Genomic DNA, 20,894 nt, shown 5'->3' with positions numbered 1-20,894 from the left:
CGGGATGCGCGCAAGACGCATCCCGGGGACCTGCCCGGGGACATAAGAATTGCGCCAAGGTTCGCTGCCGATAAGCGGACACCGAGCGTACACGGGGAGAAGGGGTTATGGACCAGACCAGCAATGGTATAGGGGAGGTATCGTCGCGAGAACCGGCGCAAGCCGCGATCGAGGCGCATCACAACGACTGTTCCTGGCGAGGGCGGGCAAGCCGCACTGTGCGCTGGGTCGTGCTGGGTCTTGCCGGCGCGGTGCTTGGACTGCCGCTGGCCGGCATGCATCTGTTGCATGCCCAGTCTTCACCGCAGATTTTCCCGGTGCAACGGCCGCTGGGATCCCTGAAGAAAGTAGCGGTGCCGGGGCCGACCGACCAGGAGCTGGCCGAGTTCGTGCGCGACAAGAACGCGGCCATACAGCTTGGCAAGGCCCTGTTCTGGGAGACCCGCGTCGGCAGCGACAACCGCATGGCCTGTGCCAGTTGCCACTTCCATGCCGGTGCCGACCACCGCATCACCAACCAGATCAACCCGGGGCTGCTGGCAAACGACCAGACCTTCCAGATCGGCGGCTCGCAAGCCGGCCCCAACTATACGCTGCGCGCGGCGGATTTCCCGCTGACGCGTCACGCGGACATCGACGACGCGGGCACCATCATTTCCGACATCAATGACGTTGTGTCGTCGCAGGGCGTCTTCACGGCGAAGTTCGACGGCGTCCGTGGGAACGGCAAGACCGACGATTGCACCAACGTCACGGATTCCGTCCTGCACGGCGGTACCGGCTTTGACATCAACGGCGTCAACACGCGGCGCGTCCCCCCGCGCAACACCCCGAGCGCCATCAATGCCGTATTCAATTTCCGCAACTTCTGGGACGGCCGGGCCAACAACGTGTTCAACGGCGGCGACCCCTTCGGCATGCGCAACACCCAGCCGCTGGTGTGGAAATTCGACAAGGGCGTCATGCGCAACGTGTCGGTGTCGCTGTCATCGTCGTCGCTGGCATCGCAGGCGTCGGGCCCGCCGATGAGCGGAACCGAAATGAGTTGCCAGGGGCGCGCCTTTATCGACCTGGGACAAAAGCTGCTGAAAGAGCGCCTTCTGGCCGACCAGACCATCTCGCCGCGCGACAGCGTGCTCGGGGCGTTTGCCGTGCGCGCGCCCACCTACGCGGAGCTGGTGAAGAAGGCGTTCCGGCCGGAGTACTGGGCGTCAATGGCAACGCTCAACCTGCCCGGTTCCCATGCGCTAAATTTCAAGTCGATGGACTTGCTGAAACAGCGCCGCAAAGATGACATCGACTTCGAGTTCGACTTCAAACGGATACGCCGCAACCTGGTCACCAACCAGATGGAGGCCAACTTCGCGCTGTTCTTCGGCATCGCCATCCAGATGTACGAAGCCACGCTGGTTGCCGACGACACGCCGTTCGACCGTTTCGCCGAAGGGGACCGCACCGCGCTGACGGCGCAGCAGATGCGCGGGCTCATGCTGTTCCAGGATCGGGGCCGCTGCATCAGCTGCCATGGCGGCCCGGAAACCACCAATGCTGCCTTCAACAATGTGCAGAACCAGCGGGTGGAACGAATGACCATGGGCGATGGCGCAGTCGGCATCTACGACACCGGCTTCTACAACATCGGCGTGCGGCCGACCCACGAGGACATCGGCCTCGGCGGCAACGACGCCTATGGCAACCCGCTGTCGGAAACGCGCATGGCGCAGCTTGGGAAGAGCGCGCTGCTTGGCAACGGTTTTGGCGGCAGCCCCTTCCCCCAGGGACAGCGCATTGTCGCGGACGGCGCCTTCAAGACGCCCGGCCTGCGCAATGTCGAGTTCACGGGGCCGTACTTCCACAACGGCGGCAAGTCGACGCTGATGCAGGTGGTCGACTTCTACAACCGCGGCGGCGACTTCAGCTATGCCAATCGCGACAACTTCGACTTCCATGTCGGACCGATTGGAATGACCGAGAGCGAAAAGCAGGACCTGGTGGCCTTCCTGCTGTCGTTGTCGGATGACCGGGTCCGGTTCAGCCGCGCGCCATTCGATCACCCGTCGATCTGCATACCGAGCGGCCATCAGGGCGGGTCCAAGGCGGTGGCGCAGGACGGCCGCAAGGGTTCCGCCATCGACCTGATGCAGTGCCAGCGCGAAGTGGGTGCCGAAGGCACGCGCACTGGGTTGCAGACGTTCCTCGAATTGAGCCCGTTCGCGCACTGAGCCGCGAACGCAATGAACAGCTGAATGGCAAACAGGGAGGCCACAGCATGTCAGCTCTACACCAAGCAATCACCGGCGCCGTGAAGCGCGCCGGGCAATCTGGCGCGGCAGGGGTACCCGGCCGCGCATGGCGCGCTCTTTTCCAGTGGGCTCTGCTGTCCGTGTCCTTGCTCGTGACGCCGCCGGCGCTGGCACAGGCGCCCGCGCCGGGCGTAGACGCGCAGTTCGATGTCCTTGGCTATATCCAGGAGGCAACGCTGGACGCGTGCGGCGACGCGCTGTGCGGCGGCAAGATGCGGGTCAATGGCCATACCATCGTGATCCCGTCCAGCACCATCGTGATCCTCCCTGCCAACTCCCTGACGTGGAAGGAGCTGTTTACCCAGGCCCCGGCGCCGTACACGAACGTTGCCACCGGGATGGCGCTGGCCGATTCGCCAGCGCCGATCAGCAGCTACGAGGCGCATGTGATCGGCAACCAGGTGGGCGATGTCTATATTGCGGGCCTGGTCTACATTTCGCAGCAGTCCCTCAACAGCGGCACCGGCTTCATCAACTATATCGACTATGCGAGTGGCGAAATGCGGGTCGGCGGCCGGCTGGTGCGCGACGGCAGCGGCGTCCCGCAGAACGTCCTGGATGCCAGCAAGCCCGGCGTTCGCGTGCGGGTCAACGATCCCGGTGGCCGCTTCGGGCGCGCCACGTCGCCCGACCGGCGCTTCACCATCGATGCCGACAACCCGACCATCCGCAGCGTCACGGGCTACCCGATGTGCGTGCCGCGCGTCGATGCGAGCCGCCAGGCTGACGACGACGCTTGCCCGCAAGGCAACCGGCCAAAGGATGTCAGCGGCCAGTTCGCCAGCAACTTCACCATGCCCGATCCCGCGTCGCTGGCCGCGGGGCAGTTGCCGGACCCGCGCATCATGGCGCCGTTCGAGGTCGGTGACCACGTCACCTACTCGGGCACGCTGGTGAGCGATCGCGGCGTGCAAGGTCCCTACACCACCACCGATTCGACCTACGTTTCCGCCCATACGCTCATTGCCAATCTCGGCATCTTCACCGCGCCGTTTACCGATCCCGCCTATGTCGCGATCGACGTGACGATCCTGGGCAATGGCGGCATCATCGTGCCGGCCAACATGGAGGCGGTGGTGCGGACCCGCTTCGAGGGCTTCACCACCGACCCCAGCCGCAATATCCACCTGTATGGCGTCGACGTGGCGCCCGACGGTACCACCACCGACCGTGACTGGGGCATCGTCGGCGTCGATCCCGGCGCGCCGACCGGCACAGTCAAGGGCCGCTGGCGCTTCCGGCCGCCCTGCACGGGGCTGGTGGCCACATTCAACTTCTGCTTCGGCCCGCTGGAAGAGAACACCTTCCTGCCGGCCACGCGCGAAGTGCGCGCTGTCATCGAAGGGGCTTGGACGCCCGCAAGCGCCACGCCGCTGAAGAATGGCCTGGTGCCCGGCCAGTACCACGCCCCGATCCTGGAATACCTGTTCCAGGAGAGCTTCCCCGGCGTGACGCCGCCCCCGATCAGTTTCGCCACCATACCGTTTCTGGCCAAGGGCGGCTACAGCTCGTCCAGCGGCGTGGTGGCGGGGCCGCTCAAGCCCTGGCCAGGTTCGAGCCAGCCGAGCTCGTGCACGCCGCCCCAAGCCAGTGCCGGCGCCAACATCACGGTGCAGTCGGGCGCGACCAAGGTGCAGTTGAATGGCACCGCCAGCGGTTCGGGCTCGCTGAGCTATCAATGGACACCGCCCAAGGGCATCGCCCTGGCACCGTCGGCCACAGTACTCAACCCGACCTTCAACGCACCGACGGTGACGGCCACCAACACCTTGCTGTTCGCGCTCGACGTGGTCGGCTGCGATGGCCAGAAGGCGACCTCGGCCATGACGGTCACCGTCACGCCCGCGCAGGCGGCGGTGCCGTTCGTCAACCCGGTCGCGCCGCTGACGGTGCCGTCCGGATCGACGGTGGTCCTCACCGCGGTGGGCACAGGTGCCCACAAGCTCAGCTATAGCTGGACGCAGACCAGCGGCCCCCCGCAGCCGTTCAACCAGCCCAGCGGCAGCGCGAGCATGACGGTGAGCCACGCCTTGCCTGTGGGCCAGACCGCCAACGACGTGCTTGGCTTCACCGTCATCGCCACCGATACGGTCAGCAACGCGAAGTCGGCACCAGTCACGGCCATCGTCACCTTCACGCCGGCACCGGACACCGACACCATCACCGTCGCCGATTACCGCATCGCGAAGCAACGGCTGGACGTGACCGCGGTCTCGTCGGTCGTCAGCCCCAAAGTGGTCTTGACCCTGCAGCCATACCGCACCACCAGCGGCCGGTTGTTCGATCCCGCCACCCTGGGCAACACCATGACCAACAACGGCGGCGGGAACTACACGCTGGCGCTGGTTGGCGCGCCGCAGCCAGGCCCGGGCGAGGGCCTGGTGGTGAAGTCGAACCTGGGTGGCAGCAGCCCGCCGACACAGCTCACGCGCATCCGCTGAAAGGCGCTGCGCGCAAGTAGCCCCGGGGGCGGATGCCAGGCCGCCCCCGGAAACCACGACCGGAAGACATCGAGTTCCGTCTTACCGGGCGGGTGAAGAGAAGTAGCAAAGCTTGCACGGGGAGGCCCTGCTGGAGAAGGGATCAAAACGATAGATGGGGGTAAAACAACATGTTGTATCTACCGAAAGACGCACCGGCGGACGAAGTCCGCAAAGCGGAAAATGCACGGAAGAACCGGCTGGAGATCGTCGAGGCGCTGTCGCACGGGAAGGTCTCGCGCCGCGAACTGCTGAAATGGGGTCTCGTGACCGTAACAGGCATGGTGGCAAGCAAGCACGGGCTGAACCCGTTTGTCGGACCGGCCTGGGGCAAGGGCGGCAGTGGCAGCGGCAGCGGCGGAACCAGCAGCGCCAGCAGCACGGGCATTCCGGCGAGCCCGCTGTTTGGGGTCGTGCCATTCACGCAGCCCATGCCGCGCATGGACGTGCTGCCGCGTAAGCCGGTATCGGCCCTGAGTCCTACGCCAACGCACGAGGCCAACACGACGATGCAGGCGGTGCCGTCCGCACTGGGTGGGGGCCTGGGGCCGATCGAAGGGCGCCCGCCGGGCCCCATCTGGGCACATCAGGGCTGGGACTTGTTCCCGCCACAAGTGGCCTATGAGGTCGAGCAGCGCGGCATCTCGCACAATCTGCTCTATCGCCCGGACGTGGACTCGCGCCTGAACTGCGGCATCGATCCGGCCCAGCAGGTGCAGACCTGCTTCCAGCATGGCATGCCGGACCAGCAATCCACCAAGTTCTGGACCTTCAACGGTACCTTCCCGCCCAAGCTGGTCCTGGCTCGCTACGGCGAGCCCATCCTGTTCCGTCACCACAATAAGCTGTCCTACGATCGCACCGAGAACGGCGGCTTCGGTATCCACACCATCTCGACGCACGAGCACAACGGACATCACGGCGCGGAAAACGATGGTTTCACCGGGGCATTCTTCTTCCCGGGCCAGTTCTACGACTATCACTGGCCGCTGGTGCTTGCCGGGTTCCGCAGCATGAACACCACGGCCAGCGACCCGCGCGCGGGTACCCCGGACGGCAACGGCGGCATTACCAAAATTCCCGGCGACTGGCATGAAACCATGAGCACGCACTGGTTCCATGACCATATGTTCAGCTTCACGTCGCAGAATGTGTACAAGGGGATAGCGGCGATGATGAACATTTACAGCGCGCTGGACCGCGGCAACGAGGCCATCAACGACGGCGTGAACCTGCGGCTGCCGAGCGGGCGATCCAAGGACTGGGGCAATCTCGACTACGACGTCAACCTGATGCTGTGCGACAAGGCATGGGATCGCGACGGCCAGATGCAGTTCGACATCTTCAACCTCGATGGCTTCCTTGGCGACCAGATAACGGTCAACGCGGTGTTCAAGCCGTACTTCGAAGTGGAGCGGCGCAAGTATCGCTTCCGCATCCTCAACGCCTCGGTATCGCGCTTTTTCAAGCTGATGCTGAGCGACAGCTCGCCCATGATCCAGATCGGCAACGACGGCAACCTGTTGCCGCGGCCGGTGGTGCTGTCCCAGCTCGACGAGATGGGGATCGCCGAACGCTACGACATCGTGATCGACTTCTCCCGCTACACCAATGGGGCGCGGGTGCAGCTGGTCAACCTCGCCGAGCACGACGACGGCAAGCGCGTGGCGCATGACATGACACTGGGAGAAGCGTTGTCTGGCAAGTCGAAGGATACTTGCGTCGGACCGATTCTCGAGTTCCGCGTGATGCGGGATCCGCCGGTGCCCGATGTCAGCCGCGTGCCGGCGACCCTGATTCCGAATCCCGACCTGTCCAAGATTCCGGTGGCGCGCGAGCGTACCTTCCTCCTGGGCGATGGAGGCAAGCAGACCACGGGCAAGTCGGTATCGGGCTTCTTCGGTCCATGGGGCATCCGCACCGATGGCGGCGAGATGCTGAACGCCGACTATGGGCGGGTTTCCGCCGCGCCCAGGGCGGGCACCCGGGAGATCTGGAACCTGGTCAATGGCGGCGGCGGCTGGGACCATCCGCTGCACATCCATTTCGAGGAAGGACAGATTCTCCAGCGCGATGGCAGCGCCCAGAAGGTGCCCGCCTGGGAGCAGGGACGCAAGGACGTCTACCGCTTGCACCCGAGCGGCAGTCTGAAGATCACGATGCAGTTCCGCGACTGGGGCGGGATGTTTATGGAGCATTGCCATAACACCGTGCACGAGGACAACGCCATGCTGCTGCGCTGGGAAATCGACGATTCCGGCAAGCCGTTCCTGCGCCCCCTGCCCACGCCCATCCCGACACCGCAGGGCGTGACCTTCCAGGACCCGGTTGAAGTCCTGAAGACCGCGCTATAGGGCTCGCGGGAGCCCGGCAGCAAACAACGCAAACTGAAACGGAGCGAATCATGAGGAACCAGCATGGACACCGGCCGCCGCTGCTGCGAGCCGGTACCCTTGCGCTGTGGCTGGGTGTCGCGGGCCTGCTGGGTGGCACCAGCGGGCCGGCCGCGGCCGACCCGCCCACCTACTCCGCCGCCTTGCCGGTGGCGGGGAAGATGCAGGGGGATCAGGAGAGCATCGTGTTCTCGGGCATGGTGGTGATCGAGACCACGGTCATCACCGCGCCACAGGCGCCGCCGGTAGCGGAGATCGCATTCGATTTTTCCGCGGTCACCGCCCGGGGCGAGGAGAGCGGGACCGCCTATCGGGTGGACAGTCCCACCGGCCTGCAGCGCAGGCTGAACACGGCCGAAACGATTGAGGTCAGTTTTCCGTACTACCCGGATGGCGAACCGCTGTCGGCCCGATCGGCCACGGCGTCATTCAAGCTGTACGCAACCGGGAAGACGTCGAAGACCATGGCCGTCGGCACCGATCGCCCGGAGCGTTCCAACTGATGAGGTGAGCAATATGTCGATAAGCCGGTACTGGCGCCGTCTGGCAGCGGCGCTGGGGGCGACGGCGCTGACTGCCGCCGCCCCCGTGCACGCCGAAACCCCATGGGGCGCCGACTACTTCCCCAATGTCCTGCTGAAAACCCAGGATGGCAAGACGGTCCGCTTCTATGACGATTTGCTAAAGGGCAAGGCGGTCGCCATCAACCTCGTGTACTCAAGCTGCGCGAACGTGTGCCCGCTCGAAACCGCCAAGCTGGTGCAGGTGCAGAAGATGTTCGGCGACCGGATGGGGCGCGACATCTACTTCTACTCCATCGCCATCGATCCCTGGGATACACCGGCCGAATTGAAGTCCTATGCGAAGAAGTTCGGTGTCGGCCCCGGCTGGTTGTTCCTGTCCGGCAAAGACGAAGATATCCGGCTGATCGCGCGCAAGCTGGGCCTCTCACGCGCCAATGACCCGGAGACGAAGGATGGCCATAGTGCAACGCTGATGGTCGGCAATGTGCCGGCGGGGCAGTGGATGCGGCATTCTGCTATAGACAACCCACAGTTCCTTGCCACTGCGATCACCAATTTCCTGGGTTGGGGCAATGCAAAGCCAACAACCGACTACGCGCAGGCGAGGCCGCTGTTGGTGGGCCGCGGAGAGTTTCTGTTCCAGAGCCGCTGTTCGGCCTGCCATACGGTTGGCCACGGCGACCGGCTGGGACCTGACTTGCAGGGCGTTACCACGCGCCGCGACCGGCGCTGGCTGACCCGGTATGTGACCGAACCGGACAAGGTGCGCGCCGAGGGGGACCCGACTGCTGCCCGCCTGTTCCAGCAGTACAAGCAGATCCGCATGCCCAACTTGGGGCTGGGCGGTGACGATGTGGCCGCGCTGCTCGGTTACCTAGAATTGCAGAATAAAGTAAATGGCGCGGTGAGAGCATCCGTGCCTTGATACGCTGGTTTCGGGGCGGCGGGGTGCCGCGCCCGAACCGGTTACCTGCCGCGGGTAGAGCCTCCTGCGATATGGCGACGTTGTTGTGGTGCAATCGAAGCGGACCACCATGAACGCAATCTGCTCCAGTCGCTGTACCAAGGCGCGCGCTCTTTGAGTGCATTTGGTACGGCGAGCGCCTGCCCTCTCCGCGCCCAGCAAGAGGGAAGAAGTAGGAGCCGTGACTACGCAGACCGGCGCAGGGCGCCGTCGGTGCTCAGTTCCTGACGATGTGCCATATGTTCTTGAAATTGTCCCCGGAGCGCTCGCCCGGCCTGCGGTCGCCCGCGTAGAGATAGAGCGGCTTCCCCTTGTAGGCCCACTGTCTGGTGCCGTCTTCGCGTTCCAGAATAGAGAACGGCTCAACCGCCGTGACTTCTGGTTTGGCCCGGGCCGGCAACCAAAGGTTGGTGCCCTGTCCACGCCAGGCGCTCCTGCCGCTGCCCGCCACGTCACGATCAAACACATACAGCGTCATCCCGTCGGCGTTGACGAGGATGCCGCCGCTGTAACTCGGCTGGGCCCTAACCGCCGCGACTGCCGCCATCACCGACAGGATGAACGGCGCGCCAATACGCAAGGCAAACAAAAATGCACGGTTCATGGCAGTAGTTCCGTCCGGGTCATGACAGCGCTGGCGCGGGTCGCCGACGGAGTCAACGCTGATACCAACGTAAACGCGACAATTCCATGGTTTATTCCACGGAAGCGTTAAAATTTTAAGACTCTGTTTTTACAGGCGTCCGGAACCAGCGGCGGCCCGTCGCCAGGCTTTCGGCGAGGGTAACCAGCGCCACTTGGAGCTTCGGTCAGCGCATCCACGCCTTGCCCGACAGTTTTGCCAGTTGTCTGACGACGAGGACATCGCGGTGGCTGGTGTGCGGGTCGGGCTCGGCATGGCCGAGAATGTTGGTGCGATCGTTGGTCTGGCCGTGCTGACCGCACAGCCAGACCAACAGTGCCGCCGACCCGCGGTATTCCTCTTCGGTGGGCAGGAGGCCGCGCGTGTTGGCGACATGCATCGATCCCGATGCTGTAGCCATTGAGCACATTGGCATGCCAGGCGACGTCGTTGTTGCGAACCATCTGTACCAACTCACCGTCGCGCCACACTACATAGTGCGCGCTGACGTGAACGGGCTGGTTGCGGGCATTGCGCTGGCTCGGCCGTCGTGCGCTGCGCGCGGCTGTCGTTACAGAGTGACGAGCTGGAGCACCGTTCGGCTGTGGGGATTTGCACGAGCTTGTCACACACTTCTATCGCGATGGCCTAGACTCGATAAACGCAACAGCTTAGAAAGGCGCCTGCAATGAAAATCCGCCTCCAATACGTCTGCATAGTTCTCGTCGCGGCATGGTCTGGTAACACATGGGCGCAGCCGGCTTGTTACGCAACAAACACCAATTATGATCAACGATGCTCGATTGTTTGTAAAAACGGTGAGCGAGCTGCATGCAGAGATAGCCCCGGGAGTTCGGAGCCAGAATGTTCATGCATTAACCCCGCGAATACCGGGAAAATAGCTGAGAGCGAATTGCCAGCTCACCCGCGAAATCATGGCGTGGATGGTAAGGCATCCACTGCTACGGTCCGGGATGCGAAGAAGAACTGAAAAGAACTTGAAATTGTGATCAGTCTATTTTCATCAAGGATCCGCAGCCGATGGGCGACGGAGAGCTCGTCGCGTACTTCGCTGTGGTGAATCAAACGCCTGACCTCCGCCAAGCAGCTGCGTGCCCCTAAGGAAAGCGCGCGCACACGGGAAGCCCCTTGGCGGTCGTCAGGGATGATCAACCGGACCCCGTGAGGGACAGGCCGGACGTCGTGGGGTGGCGGAGAGGATCGTAGTACCGGGGAAGCCGGGTAATGCCGGTGGAGGGAAGGGGCCTCAGTTCAAGACAAACGCAAGACGTAGTGAGGGACTGGAGGTTAGGCAACCTGTCAACTCCTATCAGTGTTCAGAAGCCGCAGATGGCGTTACACGCGAAAGCGAAGGCAGAAGCCGGTTGCTGCTTCTACGCCCTATACGACAAGATCAGCCGCGACGACATTCTGGTTCACGCCTATGCCCAATGCCGCGCCAACAAGGGCGCGCCGGGTGTGGATGGACAGGACTTCGCGGAAGTCGAAGCGTCTGAGGTGGAACAGTGGCTCGGCAGTTCCGCTTACCCCTTCAAATCTCATCAAAAATCAGGTTGTGGATTTTCTCCCCCGCAAGGCGGAGCGATGCGAGCGCCGCGAACAGCGCAACGACGCCTAGCGCTTCCAGCACGCTGGCATTGATGGGGCCGTAGGCGATCCGATGGCCACTGTAGTAAATCGCCGGTAAGCTACAGATCGTGCCGGTAAAAACCACTGTCCAACGGCGCGCGTTGCGCCACGCATTGCCAGGGTGCCCACGATGCAAGGCCAGCGGGTTCGGAGTCAAGGCCAACACGGCAAGGGCCAGCAGGAACGGCGCGTGGCCGACGGCATCCACCATACCGAACAGCGGAATCGCAGCGGCAAAAATGGAAATCAGGAAGACAGCGGCGATCCGTGCGGCGACGCCGCCCGCCAGGACCGCAAACGCGGCACAGAATTCGACGAATCCGGCGCTTTGCATAAAGAAGTCCGGGCTGAATCCCATCAGCAAGGCGCGCCCGCTGCCGCATAACAGGGGAAATGTCCATTCTGGATACAGCCATTTTTCGACACCGCCCCACATCAGGGTGAGCGAGGTAGCGATCCGCAGCGCATTGAGCGCGGCTTGCCGCCGGCCCGCATCGGCTTTCGTCGCGCACAGAAGAACGGAAATGCCGATGAAAATCGGATAGTCGAGCAGATGAAACACGCCGAATGTCGCGACGGCGTAGCCGTAGAGCAAGGCAATGCCGAGCCCTGCAAGCGCGGACCGGCCGCTTGCAGCGGCCACCGCAATGCCAAGTTGCAAGGGCGCAAGCCACCATGCGTTCGCCTTCAGTTCGGGTGTAAGGACGACCGGCGTCTCCCTGAAGAACCAGACAATGGCAACAAGGAACGCCGCCATTCCCAGGCGCATGATGGTCGTTGCCTTGTCACCGATGTCGAGATCAATCAGTGCCGCGGGGAACTTGCCAGAAGTCCTGCCGGGTGCCAGCCACGCGTCGATTAACGCGACCGCTGCCATCACGACAACGGCCGCTGTCGCAAGCGCGAGAAAGGGCGAGGAGTCCATTACAGCAAACGGCGACCTGGGCGTATTGTGCAAATCGACATTGGCGAACCACTTAATGTGCGCGTGCGCGGCTTCCGGCAAGCACGGAAACAAGCAGACCAGCAGCCTGACGTCGAAACCCGCGCCCGCGCGGTCGACCCCGAGTTTGAGGATTTGCCCGCGGCCGTATTTGGACCGTGACACGACTCTGGAATTGAACATGGGACTCCTCCTTTTCGAGACAATGGCTAGCCGTAGTGACAGGCGGCCTGAAGCAAGCCGTCTTGCCGCTTCGCAAGGCATCGCAATTCTCCCCGCACCATCCTTTGCGCCGGGCACCGCCAGCACTCGCAGATAGCGTTGTTGTTTTAATAGACGTCCTGCCGCCCCGACGTCAGCGTGCCGCCTTCAGGCAATCGGCACTATTCATCAATAGCCGAGAAGTTCCCTATAGCGCTCGCCGACACCCAATCATTTATTGATTGTCTTTGCCTGCGCCATCCTCCTGACGGATGTATGAGAAATGGGTTCATATGACTTCTGTTTGCATTGAATCATCGATCCGAAGCTGTGCGGGTCCGTGCGGAAGCACAGATCCGTGAGAAGATCGTCGTGGTCAGCGACGACAGCGGATTTCCATGAGCTAGCACGTCCCTGGACAACAGACGTTCAACCACCGACGAAAGCTTTCCGCAGGTGCCGGCAATGTTCGCATACATTCCTCATCTATCAGAAGGATGGACAAGGCGCGAACATTCAACAAATGATTAGGTGTCGGGGCACAGCTATAAGGGCCTATTCGGTTGATGAATCGTGCCGATGGTCAGGTGAATAGGCCGAGGGTAAATAGGCCGAGGGTAAATAGGCCGAGGGTAAATAGGCCGAGGGTAAATAGGCCGAGGGTAAATAGGCCGAGGAGTCGATGGCCCCGGTGTACCCAGGAGCGGCCGGACCTTCATTAAAGCAACAACGCTGCCGGGGTGGAGCGGCAGTGCGAAACATCAACGATGGCGGGGAGGAACGGGCTATGTCCAAGGTCCCTGGCGGAATGCCCTCGGACACGGGTCGTCGCCGACTGGTGAAATTGGGCGTTGCCACAACAGGCGCGGGACTGCTCTGCGCGCAACCAGGTTCATCAGTTGCAAAAGACGGCGGATCGTCCGATCTCCCGCGCAGCCCACCGACGACCCCTTTTGTCGTCTCGTTGCCGGTGTCTCCTCCCAAGTCGGTGGCGGCACTTGATCCGGCACCAGGCATCAACCCCGGTGTGGGCGAGGTCGGACGCGTGGCGCATCAGCGATGGGACGAATTCTTGCCTAAGAAATTCTACGCATTGCACGTGCGAGAAGAACTGCATTCGTTCCACCCGGAGTTGCCGACGCAACCTATCTGGGGCTATGACGGCAAGCTCCCTGGCCCCACGTTCGTGGCCCGCTACGGCGAGCCAGCGCTGGTGCGCATCTACAACGACTTGCCATTGAACCATGTCGGATTCGGCATGCCGGAGATCTCCACCCATCTCCATAATGGGCATACCGCGTCCGAAAGCGATGGTTTCCCCGGCGACTGGTACAGTGCGGCAAAAGTTGACCCCAGAGGTTTCCTGACGAATCCAGGCCGCTACAAAGACCACCATTACCCGAATATATACGCGGGCGGTGATCCGCGCGAAGCCTTAGGCACGTTGTGGTATCACGATCACCGGATCGATTTTACCGCGCAAAATGTGTACAAAGGCTTGACCGGCTTTTATCTGCTGTTTGATGACATCGATTCCGGCAATGAACATGACACCAGCCCGAACGCACTACGCTTGCCCAGCGGCGTGGGCGTATATGACATCCCGCTGGTGTTCCAGGACAAGCAATTCGATTCCAGCGGTTTCTTGTTTTTCGACCAATTTAATAGCGATGGCATCCTGGGGGACAAATTTTGCGTCAACGGCAAAGTGCAGCCATTCTTCTCGGTGGAACGCCGCAAGTATCGCTTCCGCCTGCTCGATGGCGGGCCATCACGCTTCTATGAATTCTATTTAAGCTACAACGGAGCTGACCAGGCATTCACGTATATTGCGAACGACGGCAATCTGCTGCCGGCGCCGTTGAGCATGAAGAAAGTCAGGTTAAGCGTGGCCGAGCGCGCGGACATTGTGATCGATTTTTCCCGGTATCCGCTGGGCAGTCAATTATTTCTAGTCAACCGCCTGGAGCAAGTCAATGGCAGGGGACCAACCGGCAATATCCTGTTACCGGGTACGCAAATCCTGCGTTTCGATGTCGAGCGCGAGCCGGCCAGCCCGGACACGAGCCTTGTGCCGGCAAAGCTGCGCGATTTGCCTCCTGTCAATCTTGCGGAGGTGGTCAAGACCAGAACGGTCAGACTCGATCGATCCAACGGGCAATGGACCATTAACGGTGAAATTTTCGACCCCGAGCGGCCGAGCGCATCTCCCAAACAGGGCACCGCTGAGATCTGGGTGATGCAATCAAATGGGGATTGGTCGCATCCATTCCATCTTCATCTTGAGGAAGGACGGATCCTGTCGCGCAATGGCAAGCCGCCGCCGCCGCACGAGCGGGGACGCAAGGACATGTTCGTGGTGGGCCCCGGCGAAGAACTACGCGTGCTTTTTCGGTTTAGAGACTTCTTCGGCAAATACCCGGCGCACTGCCATAACTTGATCCACGAAGACCACGCGATGATGTCGCGCTTTGACATTGTTCCCTAAACTGGGTCTAGGTTGGGCGGCCCTGGCCGATACGCGGAGATGCCATCATGACAACTAGACGTCTTGTACTCAGCGGCCTGGGCGCGGGCGCATTGAGCCCAGTGTTTGCCGCCGCCCCACCTCAGTCTCAGGGGGCCGCGGGCCAGCGCGTAGGCTATTTTCCCAACGCGATTCTCGACACGCACGACGGTCGCAAGGTGCGGTTTTACGATGATCTGATCAAGGGCAAGCTGGTCGTTATCAATATGCTGCTGACTGAATGCGGCGAAGGACTTTGTCCCACTATGACGGCCAACCTGGTGCGCGTGCAAGAGGCCTTGGGCAAGCGCGTTGGTCGCGACATCTTCATGTATTCGATCACGCTGCGGCCGGAGTTTGACACGCCGCTGGTATTGAGGGCGTATGCCAGGCAGTTTGGTGTCAAGCCGGGCTGGACCTTCTTGCGGGGCGAGCCGCAAGACACTGAAATCATTCGGCGCAAGCTGGGATTCTACGACCTGGACCCAAAGGTGGATGCCGATGTGGGGCAACACACCGGCTTGTTGCGCATTGGCGACGAGCCGCATGATCACTGGTGCATGATGCCCGCGCTCAGCTCACCGCGACAGATCGTGAGTACCATTTTGAGTGTGTAATTTCACCTTGCTGATCACTACCGGCAAGCCGAAGTGCATCGTGCACGGCGCCGGCGGCAGCCTGCTCGAGCATCCGAAGGAGCATCGGCTGCACTGCGACCTGGGGAAATCGAGCTCCCAATGACGCCGTTTGCGGTTGATGATGACCCAACAGAAATCCTCTATTAATCAACAGCTTACGAGGCACCGACCGCGCTGCTGCTGGGCTTGCGAACCGTCGCACATTGCACCGAAATCAAAGCTACCCCAACGACCTCGCTCAGTAAGTGCATATGCTCTGGGTGCTGCCATGGATGGCCACGCTCGCACCAGCCGTTCGGCGGCCTGGGCCCGAAGTCCGCGGCACTCACCAATTGAAGATAGTTTCCAGTTTTGGGCGACGCCTTCGGCAGCGTAGGGCAGGGGTGTCCCGCTTCTCCAAGAATCCCGAAGTTAGCACGCTGCGACACCGGCTATTCGTAAGCGCGGCTGAATACTGAATGTAGCTGGGGCTAGTTTCTGTTTTGAGTGCGAAGGCTTACCGTTCGCTCACACGCAAGTCGCAAGCGTGTGGTAGCCGGCGGCTCTACCGCCAAAAGGAACCCAGTGCCATGTTTAGACGCCTGTTGCCCCCCATTTTCGTCCTTGCCGTCATGGCCGTCGCCGCGGCGCCAGCCGTCGCGGCCTATCCCGACAAGCCGATCCGCCTGATCGTGCCGTCGGCTCCCGGCGGTGCTCCGGACGCGTTGATGCGGGCCCTCGGTCCACAGCTGGCACAGCAATTGGGCGTGCCCATCGTGATCGACAACAAGCCCGGTGGCTCCTACGTGATCGGCACCATGGACCTGGTGAAGTCCGCACCCGACGGCTACACGCTGGCCTACGGCAATATCGTCTCGCTAGCGACCAACAAGTCGCTGCTGCCCTCGGTACCATATGACGTCGAGAAGGACCTGACACTGATCGCGAACACGCTGCGCCTGTCCAACATGATGATCGTCAACAACAGCGTGCCCGTCAGGACCGTTCCCGAACTGATCGCCTATGCGAAAAAGAACCCGGGCAAGCTGGCCTTCGGATCGGATGGCAACGGCACCACGGCGCACCTGGGCGTCGAACTCTTCAAGGCGATGACCGGCGTCAACATGCTGCATGTGCCCTACCGCGCGGCGACCTCGGCCATCACGGACCTGATCGGCGGTGGCATCCAGCTCATGATGATCAACACGCCGGTTTCCGCGCCGATGGCCCAGACGGGCAAGGTGCGGGCGCTCGGCATCTCATCGGCGCAGCGCTCGGCTGCGTATCCGGACCTTCCCACGATTGCCGAATCCGGCGTGCCCGGATTCGAGGTGTCGGCGTGGGGCGGAATCATCGGCCCAGCCCACATGCCCAAAGATATCGTCACCCGCCTCAACCGCGAGATCCGCATCGCGCTGGAGAGCCCCGCCGTGCGAGAGCGATTCAAGTTGCTGGGGGCGGAAATCGCGCCTGGCACTCCCGAGGAGTTCCTGGATCTCTCCCGCCGCGAGACGCTCAAGTGGGCCAAGATCGTGAAGTTCTCCGGCGCCAAGATCGATTGAAGGAAATCCCCATGAGTCCCTGGAAAGCTGCCCAACCTGGCGATCCCGTCGTTGCCATCGACACACCCGCGCTCGTGCTCGACCTGGATGCGTTCGAGCGCAATCTGAAGCGCATGGCTGACGCATTGCGCGGCAGCAACGTGCGCCTGCGAGCCCACGCCAAGAGCCATAAGTGCCCGGAGATCGCCTTGCGGCAGGTCGCGCTGGGCGCGGTGGGCATCTGCTGCCAGAAGGTCAGCGAGGCAGCCGTGTTCGTGGAAGCGGGCATTGGCGACATTCTGGTCACCAACCAGGTGATCGGCGACGCCAAGCTGCGCCGCCTGGCTCTGCTCGCACGCAAGGCGCGTATCGGCGTGCTGGCCGATCATCCGCGGCAGGTGCAGGCGCTGGCCGCCGCCGCGCAGGCGCATGCCGTCACGCTCGACGTCTACGTCGAGGTCAACGTCGGCGCCAACCGCTGCGGTGTGGCGCCGGGCGACGAGGCGGCGCAGCTGGCCCGGCAGATCACAGGCAGCGCGGGACTGCGCTTCGCCGGGCTGCAGTGCTACCACGGTCCCGCCCAGCATTTGCGGTCGCCGCAGCAACGCACCGCGTCTATCAAAGAGGCCATCGAGGCGGCGCGCATGACGCGCGACGCCATCGAGGCCTGCGGTATCGCGGTTGAGCGTGTCACGGGCGCCGGCACCGGCACTTTCTTGCATGAACGCGACAGCGGCGTCTTCAACGAGCTCCAGGCAGGCTCCTATATATTCCTGGACCGCGACTACGGCGACAACGAACGCGGCGAGGGCGATGTGCCTTTCGAGCACGCATTGTTCGTGCGCACGACCGTCATGAGCCGGGCGACTCCGCAGCGCGCGATCGTGGATGCCGGCCTGAAGGCGTCGAGCGTGGATTCGGGCATGCCCGCCGTCTGGCAGCGGCCCGACCTGCGCTATGTGAAGGCCGCCGACGAACATGGCGTCCTGGCCACCGGCGATGCGGCCGCAGTGTCGCTGGGCGAAGCGCTGATGCTGGTGCCGGGCCACTGCGACCCGACCGTCAATCTCTACGACGAACTGGTGTGCGTGCGCGGCGACAGAGTGGAGGCCCTTTGGCCGGTTGCCGCGCGCGGCGCGCTGTTGTGAGCGCCGGTGTGCGCCACGGAAGTTTCTTTAGGAAGTCCCATGCACGAAAAATTTGATCTGCTGATCCGCAACGCGAGCATCGTGGACGGCACGGGTGCGCCGCGTTACGCGGGTGACATCGGCATCCGCGGCGACCGCATCGCCCGCATCGGCGATTTGTGGAGCGCGCGCGGCGAGTTGGAGATCGACCTCAAAGGCCGCATCGCGGCCCCGGGCTTCATCGACGCCCACACACACGACGACCGCCTGATGCTGTCCAGCCCCGACATGGCGCCCAAGGTCAGCCAGGGCATCACCACGGTAATCGCGGGCAACTGCGGCATCTCGCTCGCGCCGATGCCACGGCCGATCCCGCAGCCGGTCACGCCGCCACTAAACCTGCTCGACGAGAAGGGCGACTGGTTCGCTTTCCCCACATTTGCCTCCTACATCGCGGCGCTGCGCGGCAAGCCCGCGGCCACCAACTGCGCCTTGCTGGTGGGTCACACCACGCTGCGCGTAGCGACCGTGGATGATCTGGAGCAGCCGGCATCGCGGGCGCAGATCGAGCAGATGCGCAGCCTGGTGTACGAAGCGCTGGAAGCCGGCGCCATCGGTGTCTCGACCGGCCTGTTCTACGAGCCCTCGGTCGCGGCACCGACCGAGGAGGTGATCGACGTCTGCGGCCCGCTCACGGCTTTCGGCGGCGTGTACTGCACCCATATGCGTGATGAGGCGGACCGGGTGATCGATTCGCTGGAGGAAACCTTCCGCATTGGCCGCGAGGTCGGCGTGCCGGTGGTGATCTCGCACCTCAAGGTGGTCGGCGAAAGGAACAAGGGCCGGTCGCAGGAAGCGCTGTCCTTCATTGAGCGGAACATGGCGACTCAGCCGATCTGCATCGACTGCTATCCCTACACCGCCGGCTCCACGGTCCTGTCGGCAGACCGCGCGGCCAGTTCGACTCGCGTCATCGTGAGCTGGTCGAAGGCGCTCCCGGAATTCGCCGGGCAGGATCTAGACGCCATCGCCCGAAAGCTGGGCGTGGACCAGGACGAAGCGATCCGCCGCCTAAGCCCCGCGGGCGGGATTTACTTTCGGCTGGACGAAGCCGACGTGCAGCGCATCCTGAAGCACGACAAAGTCATGATCGGCTCGGACGGCCTGCCGCACGACGCATCTCCGCATCCGCGTCTGTGGGGGAGTTTCCCCCGCGTGCTGGGCCACTACGGCCGGACCCTCGGCTTGTTCCCCCTGGAGACTGCCGTGCGCAAGATGACCGGTCTCACCGCGGAGAATTTCGGCCTGAAGGACCGCGGCGTGCTCAAGGAAGGCGCGTTCGCCGACCTGGCCCTGTTCGACGCCGACACCATCGACGCGGCCGCCACCTACGAGGCGCCGATGGCTCCGGCGCATGGTATCGATACGGTCATCGTCAACGGCGCCCTCGTCTGGCAAGGCGGGCGGTCGACCGGCGCGCGGCCAGGGCGGGTGCTGGCGCGCGAGCCGCAGGAAGCGCAGAGCTGACATGCCAATGGTGGAACAACTGGAAACGCCCGCGTTGCTGCTCGACGAGGCGCGGATGAATCTCAACATCGAACGCATGCGCAACCGCGTGCGGCAGTTGGGCGTTTCCTTCCGCCCATTTCAAGACGAACAAGTGCTTAGATGCGACGCGCCGTATGAGGAGCGCGGCTGCGGCAGCATGGCCGAGTGCTAACGCGGGAGTCGACGATGCGGGGGGGACGGGCGTAACATTCGGGCCATGCCACATGACATCAACGACTTGCGCTTTTTTGTCACCATCACCGAGAGCGGCTCCCTGGCGGAGGCGGCGCGCCGGCTGGACGTGACACCTTCGGCGGTATCGCAGCGGCTACAGCAGCTGGAGTTGAACCTCGGCACCCAGCTGGCCCACCGCAGCACACGGCGCTTCAGCCTGACCGAGGAGGGCGAGTTGTTCCATGCCGGCGCCGTCGCGCTGCTGGCGGACCTGGATGCCCTGGTTGACACGGTGCGCGAGCGCTCGGGTGACGTGGCTGGCACGCTGCATGTCTGCGGCCCGCTCGGCTTCGGCCGGCACTACCTGGCGGGGGCCATCGCTGACTTCCACACACAGCATCCCAAGCTGATGGTGTCGTTGACGCTCAGCGACGTCGTGTCCGCGGCAGAGGCCAATCGGTTCGACCTGATCGTCCATATCGGCAGCCTGCCGGATTCGAGCATGGTCGCTTACCCGATCGCCCCGAACTCGCGGCTGCTCTGCGCATCCCCGCGCTATCTCGCGCGCCGCCCCGCGCCGCATGAACCCAAGGACCTGGCGCGACACGACTGCATCGTGCTGCGCGAGAACCATGAGGACGTGACCCTTTGGCGCTTTCGCAAGCTGCGCACTGAAGCCGCCGTGCGCGTGCCTGCGATCCTGAGCACCAACGACGGCGAGGTCGCCCGACAATGGGCGCTCGAGGGCAAGGGCGTGATCTTGCGGTCGGAATGGGACGTGGCCGAAAGCCTGGCCTCCGGCCGCCTTGTGCGTCTGCTTCCCGACTGGGTCTTACCGGATGCGGACGTTGTGGCGCTGATCGCGAGCCGCGCGCGCTTGTCGGCGCGGGTCAAGCTGTTCCTCTCCTTCCTGCAGTCACGCTTCAAACCCCAGCCGCCGTGGCGGGAGAGCGCCCCAAAGCGGGGGCTAAGATCAGGTCTTCCCTCAAGAGGATAGTGAGCCACTTACCCAGGCGATGGCCCGGCGATGCGGCGATCAGCAGATCGCGGCGCGAGGGATTCGTTGTCGACATGCTCATGATCCTGCTCACGTCTTGCGTCGAATGGCAGAGAGCCGCCCTCGGTCGCGTGCGGACCGGCGGATCGCCTCTGGAAAACAGGGCGCGCGGCAAGAACACTGCGGCGGAGCCATTCCTACCCGCAGGAAGGTGCACCGGCGTTGCCGGTGCCTGCGTGAACGACTCGGCTACTTCACCGGGGTCAGGATGGGGGCGCCCTTCTTTTTGATCAGGAACACGACA

The 20,894-nt window shown here is 63.2% G+C and carries 15 protein-coding genes and 1 pseudogene; 12 read left to right on the top strand and 4 right to left on the bottom strand.

Annotated features, from left to right (window positions below):
* Window positions 1-107 precede the first annotated feature (107 nt).
* The 5 genes from ACYP5B_RS26295 (at window position 108) to ACYP5B_RS26275 (ending at window position 8,625) form a co-directional block, all read left to right on the top strand.
* The gene (locus tag ACYP5B_RS26295; protein WP_400094157.1) at window positions 108-2,222 is read left to right on the top strand and encodes a cytochrome-c peroxidase; all 2,115 of its coding nucleotides are present in this window, start codon (window positions 108-110) and stop codon (window positions 2,220-2,222) included.
* A gap of 47 nt (window positions 2,223-2,269) precedes the next feature.
* Window positions 2,270-4,744, top strand: coding sequence for a PKD domain-containing protein (locus ACYP5B_RS26290; RefSeq protein WP_400094155.1), 2,475 nt, complete (start codon window positions 2,270-2,272; stop codon window positions 4,742-4,744).
* 170 nt (window positions 4,745-4,914) lie between these two features.
* Window positions 4,915-7,137 carry a multicopper oxidase family protein gene (locus ACYP5B_RS26285; protein WP_400094153.1) on the top strand — a complete coding sequence of 741 codons (2,223 nt, stop codon included), beginning with the start codon at window positions 4,915-4,917 and terminating at the stop codon, window positions 7,135-7,137.
* A gap of 50 nt (window positions 7,138-7,187) precedes the next feature.
* Window positions 7,188-7,679, top strand: coding sequence for a hypothetical protein (locus tag ACYP5B_RS26280; RefSeq protein WP_400094152.1), 492 nt, complete (start codon window positions 7,188-7,190; stop codon window positions 7,677-7,679).
* A 13-nt stretch (window positions 7,680-7,692) separates the two neighbouring features.
* Window positions 7,693-8,625, top strand: a complete 933-nt coding sequence (locus ACYP5B_RS26275; protein WP_400094150.1) for an SCO family protein — start codon at window positions 7,693-7,695, stop codon at window positions 8,623-8,625.
* Window positions 8,626-8,881: 256 nt separating this feature from the next.
* Here the strand turns inward: ACYP5B_RS26275 and ACYP5B_RS26270 are convergent, their stop codons facing one another.
* From ACYP5B_RS26270 to ACYP5B_RS26255, 4 genes and pseudogenes are all read right to left on the bottom strand, one after another.
* Entirely contained in the window at window positions 8,882-9,268 is a 387-nt protein-coding gene (locus tag ACYP5B_RS26270; RefSeq protein ID WP_400094149.1) for a COG4315 family predicted lipoprotein, read from the bottom strand.
* 205 nt (window positions 9,269-9,473) lie between these two features.
* Window positions 9,474-9,686: a hypothetical protein gene (locus tag ACYP5B_RS26265; protein ID WP_400094259.1), complete on the bottom strand. Its 213-nt coding sequence runs from the start codon at window positions 9,684-9,686 to the stop codon at window positions 9,474-9,476.
* Between the two features lie 40 nt (window positions 9,687-9,726).
* A pseudogene (locus tag ACYP5B_RS26260) lies at window positions 9,727-9,915 on the bottom strand (N-acetylmuramoyl-L-alanine amidase); the annotation flags it as partial.
* Between the two features lie 923 nt (window positions 9,916-10,838).
* Window positions 10,839-12,062 (bottom strand): hypothetical protein, encoded by a 1,224-nt coding sequence (locus ACYP5B_RS26255; protein WP_459571653.1) that lies wholly within the window; start codon window positions 12,060-12,062, stop codon window positions 10,839-10,841.
* An 805-nt stretch (window positions 12,063-12,867) separates the two neighbouring features.
* Between ACYP5B_RS26255 and ACYP5B_RS26250 the strand changes: the two genes are divergently transcribed.
* The 7 genes from ACYP5B_RS26250 (at window position 12,868) to ACYP5B_RS26220 (ending at window position 20,590) form a co-directional block, all read left to right on the top strand.
* Window positions 12,868-14,568: a multicopper oxidase family protein gene (locus ACYP5B_RS26250; RefSeq protein ID WP_459571652.1), complete on the top strand. Its 1,701-nt coding sequence runs from the start codon at window positions 12,868-12,870 to the stop codon at window positions 14,566-14,568.
* Window positions 14,569-14,615: 47 nt separating this feature from the next.
* Window positions 14,616-15,203 carry an SCO family protein gene (locus tag ACYP5B_RS26245; RefSeq protein WP_400096851.1) on the top strand — a complete coding sequence of 196 codons (588 nt, stop codon included), beginning with the start codon at window positions 14,616-14,618 and terminating at the stop codon, window positions 15,201-15,203.
* 590 nt (window positions 15,204-15,793) lie between these two features.
* Window positions 15,794-16,765 (top strand): Bug family tripartite tricarboxylate transporter substrate binding protein, encoded by a 972-nt coding sequence (locus ACYP5B_RS26240; RefSeq protein WP_459571651.1) that lies wholly within the window; start codon window positions 15,794-15,796, stop codon window positions 16,763-16,765.
* A gap of 11 nt (window positions 16,766-16,776) precedes the next feature.
* Entirely contained in the window at window positions 16,777-17,892 is a 1,116-nt protein-coding gene (locus ACYP5B_RS26235; RefSeq protein ID WP_400096849.1) for a DSD1 family PLP-dependent enzyme, read from the top strand.
* 39 nt (window positions 17,893-17,931) lie between these two features.
* Window positions 17,932-19,398, top strand: coding sequence for an N-acyl-D-amino-acid deacylase family protein (locus ACYP5B_RS26230; RefSeq protein ID WP_459571650.1), 1,467 nt, complete (start codon window positions 17,932-17,934; stop codon window positions 19,396-19,398).
* A 1-nt stretch (window position 19,399) separates the two neighbouring features.
* Window positions 19,400-19,591, top strand: coding sequence for a hypothetical protein (locus ACYP5B_RS26225; RefSeq protein WP_400096847.1), 192 nt, complete (start codon window positions 19,400-19,402; stop codon window positions 19,589-19,591).
* A gap of 45 nt (window positions 19,592-19,636) precedes the next feature.
* Window positions 19,637-20,590, top strand: coding sequence for a LysR family transcriptional regulator (locus tag ACYP5B_RS26220; protein ID WP_400096846.1), 954 nt, complete (start codon window positions 19,637-19,639; stop codon window positions 20,588-20,590).
* The last annotated feature ends 304 nt before the right edge of the window (window positions 20,591-20,894 follow it).

Source organism: Cupriavidus sp. 8B (genome assembly GCF_054589115.1).
Note: the sequence above shows the minus strand (reverse complement) of the source record. Positions and strands in the feature narration are given on the sequence as shown.

Bases quoted from the DNA above. Each gene is read 5' to 3' on its own strand.
- ACYP5B_RS26295 (WP_400094157.1), top strand. From the start codon at position 108: ATGGACCAGACCAGCAATGGTATAGGGGAGGTATCGTCGCGAGAACCG.
- ACYP5B_RS26290 (WP_400094155.1), top strand. From the start codon at position 2,270: ATGTCAGCTCTACACCAAGCAATCACCGGCGCCGTGAAGCGCGCCGGG.
- ACYP5B_RS26285 (WP_400094153.1), top strand. From the start codon at position 4,915: ATGTTGTATCTACCGAAAGACGCACCGGCGGACGAAGTCCGCAAAGCG.
- ACYP5B_RS26280 (WP_400094152.1), top strand. From the start codon at position 7,188: ATGAGGAACCAGCATGGACACCGGCCGCCGCTGCTGCGAGCCGGTACC.
- ACYP5B_RS26275 (WP_400094150.1), top strand. From the start codon at position 7,693: ATGTCGATAAGCCGGTACTGGCGCCGTCTGGCAGCGGCGCTGGGGGCG.
- ACYP5B_RS26270 (WP_400094149.1), bottom strand. From the start codon at position 9,268: ATGAACCGTGCATTTTTGTTTGCCTTGCGTATTGGCGCGCCGTTCATC.
- ACYP5B_RS26265 (WP_400094259.1), bottom strand. From the start codon at position 9,686: ATGCATGTCGCCAACACGCGCGGCCTCCTGCCCACCGAAGAGGAATAC.
- ACYP5B_RS26255 (WP_459571653.1), bottom strand. From the start codon at position 12,062: ATGTTCAATTCCAGAGTCGTGTCACGGTCCAAATACGGCCGCGGGCAA.
- ACYP5B_RS26250 (WP_459571652.1), top strand. From the start codon at position 12,868: ATGTCCAAGGTCCCTGGCGGAATGCCCTCGGACACGGGTCGTCGCCGA.
- ACYP5B_RS26245 (WP_400096851.1), top strand. From the start codon at position 14,616: ATGACAACTAGACGTCTTGTACTCAGCGGCCTGGGCGCGGGCGCATTG.
- ACYP5B_RS26240 (WP_459571651.1), top strand. From the start codon at position 15,794: ATGTTTAGACGCCTGTTGCCCCCCATTTTCGTCCTTGCCGTCATGGCC.
- ACYP5B_RS26235 (WP_400096849.1), top strand. From the start codon at position 16,777: ATGAGTCCCTGGAAAGCTGCCCAACCTGGCGATCCCGTCGTTGCCATC.
- ACYP5B_RS26230 (WP_459571650.1), top strand. From the start codon at position 17,932: ATGCACGAAAAATTTGATCTGCTGATCCGCAACGCGAGCATCGTGGAC.
- ACYP5B_RS26225 (WP_400096847.1), top strand. From the start codon at position 19,400: ATGCCAATGGTGGAACAACTGGAAACGCCCGCGTTGCTGCTCGACGAG.
- ACYP5B_RS26220 (WP_400096846.1), top strand. From the start codon at position 19,637: ATGCCACATGACATCAACGACTTGCGCTTTTTTGTCACCATCACCGAG.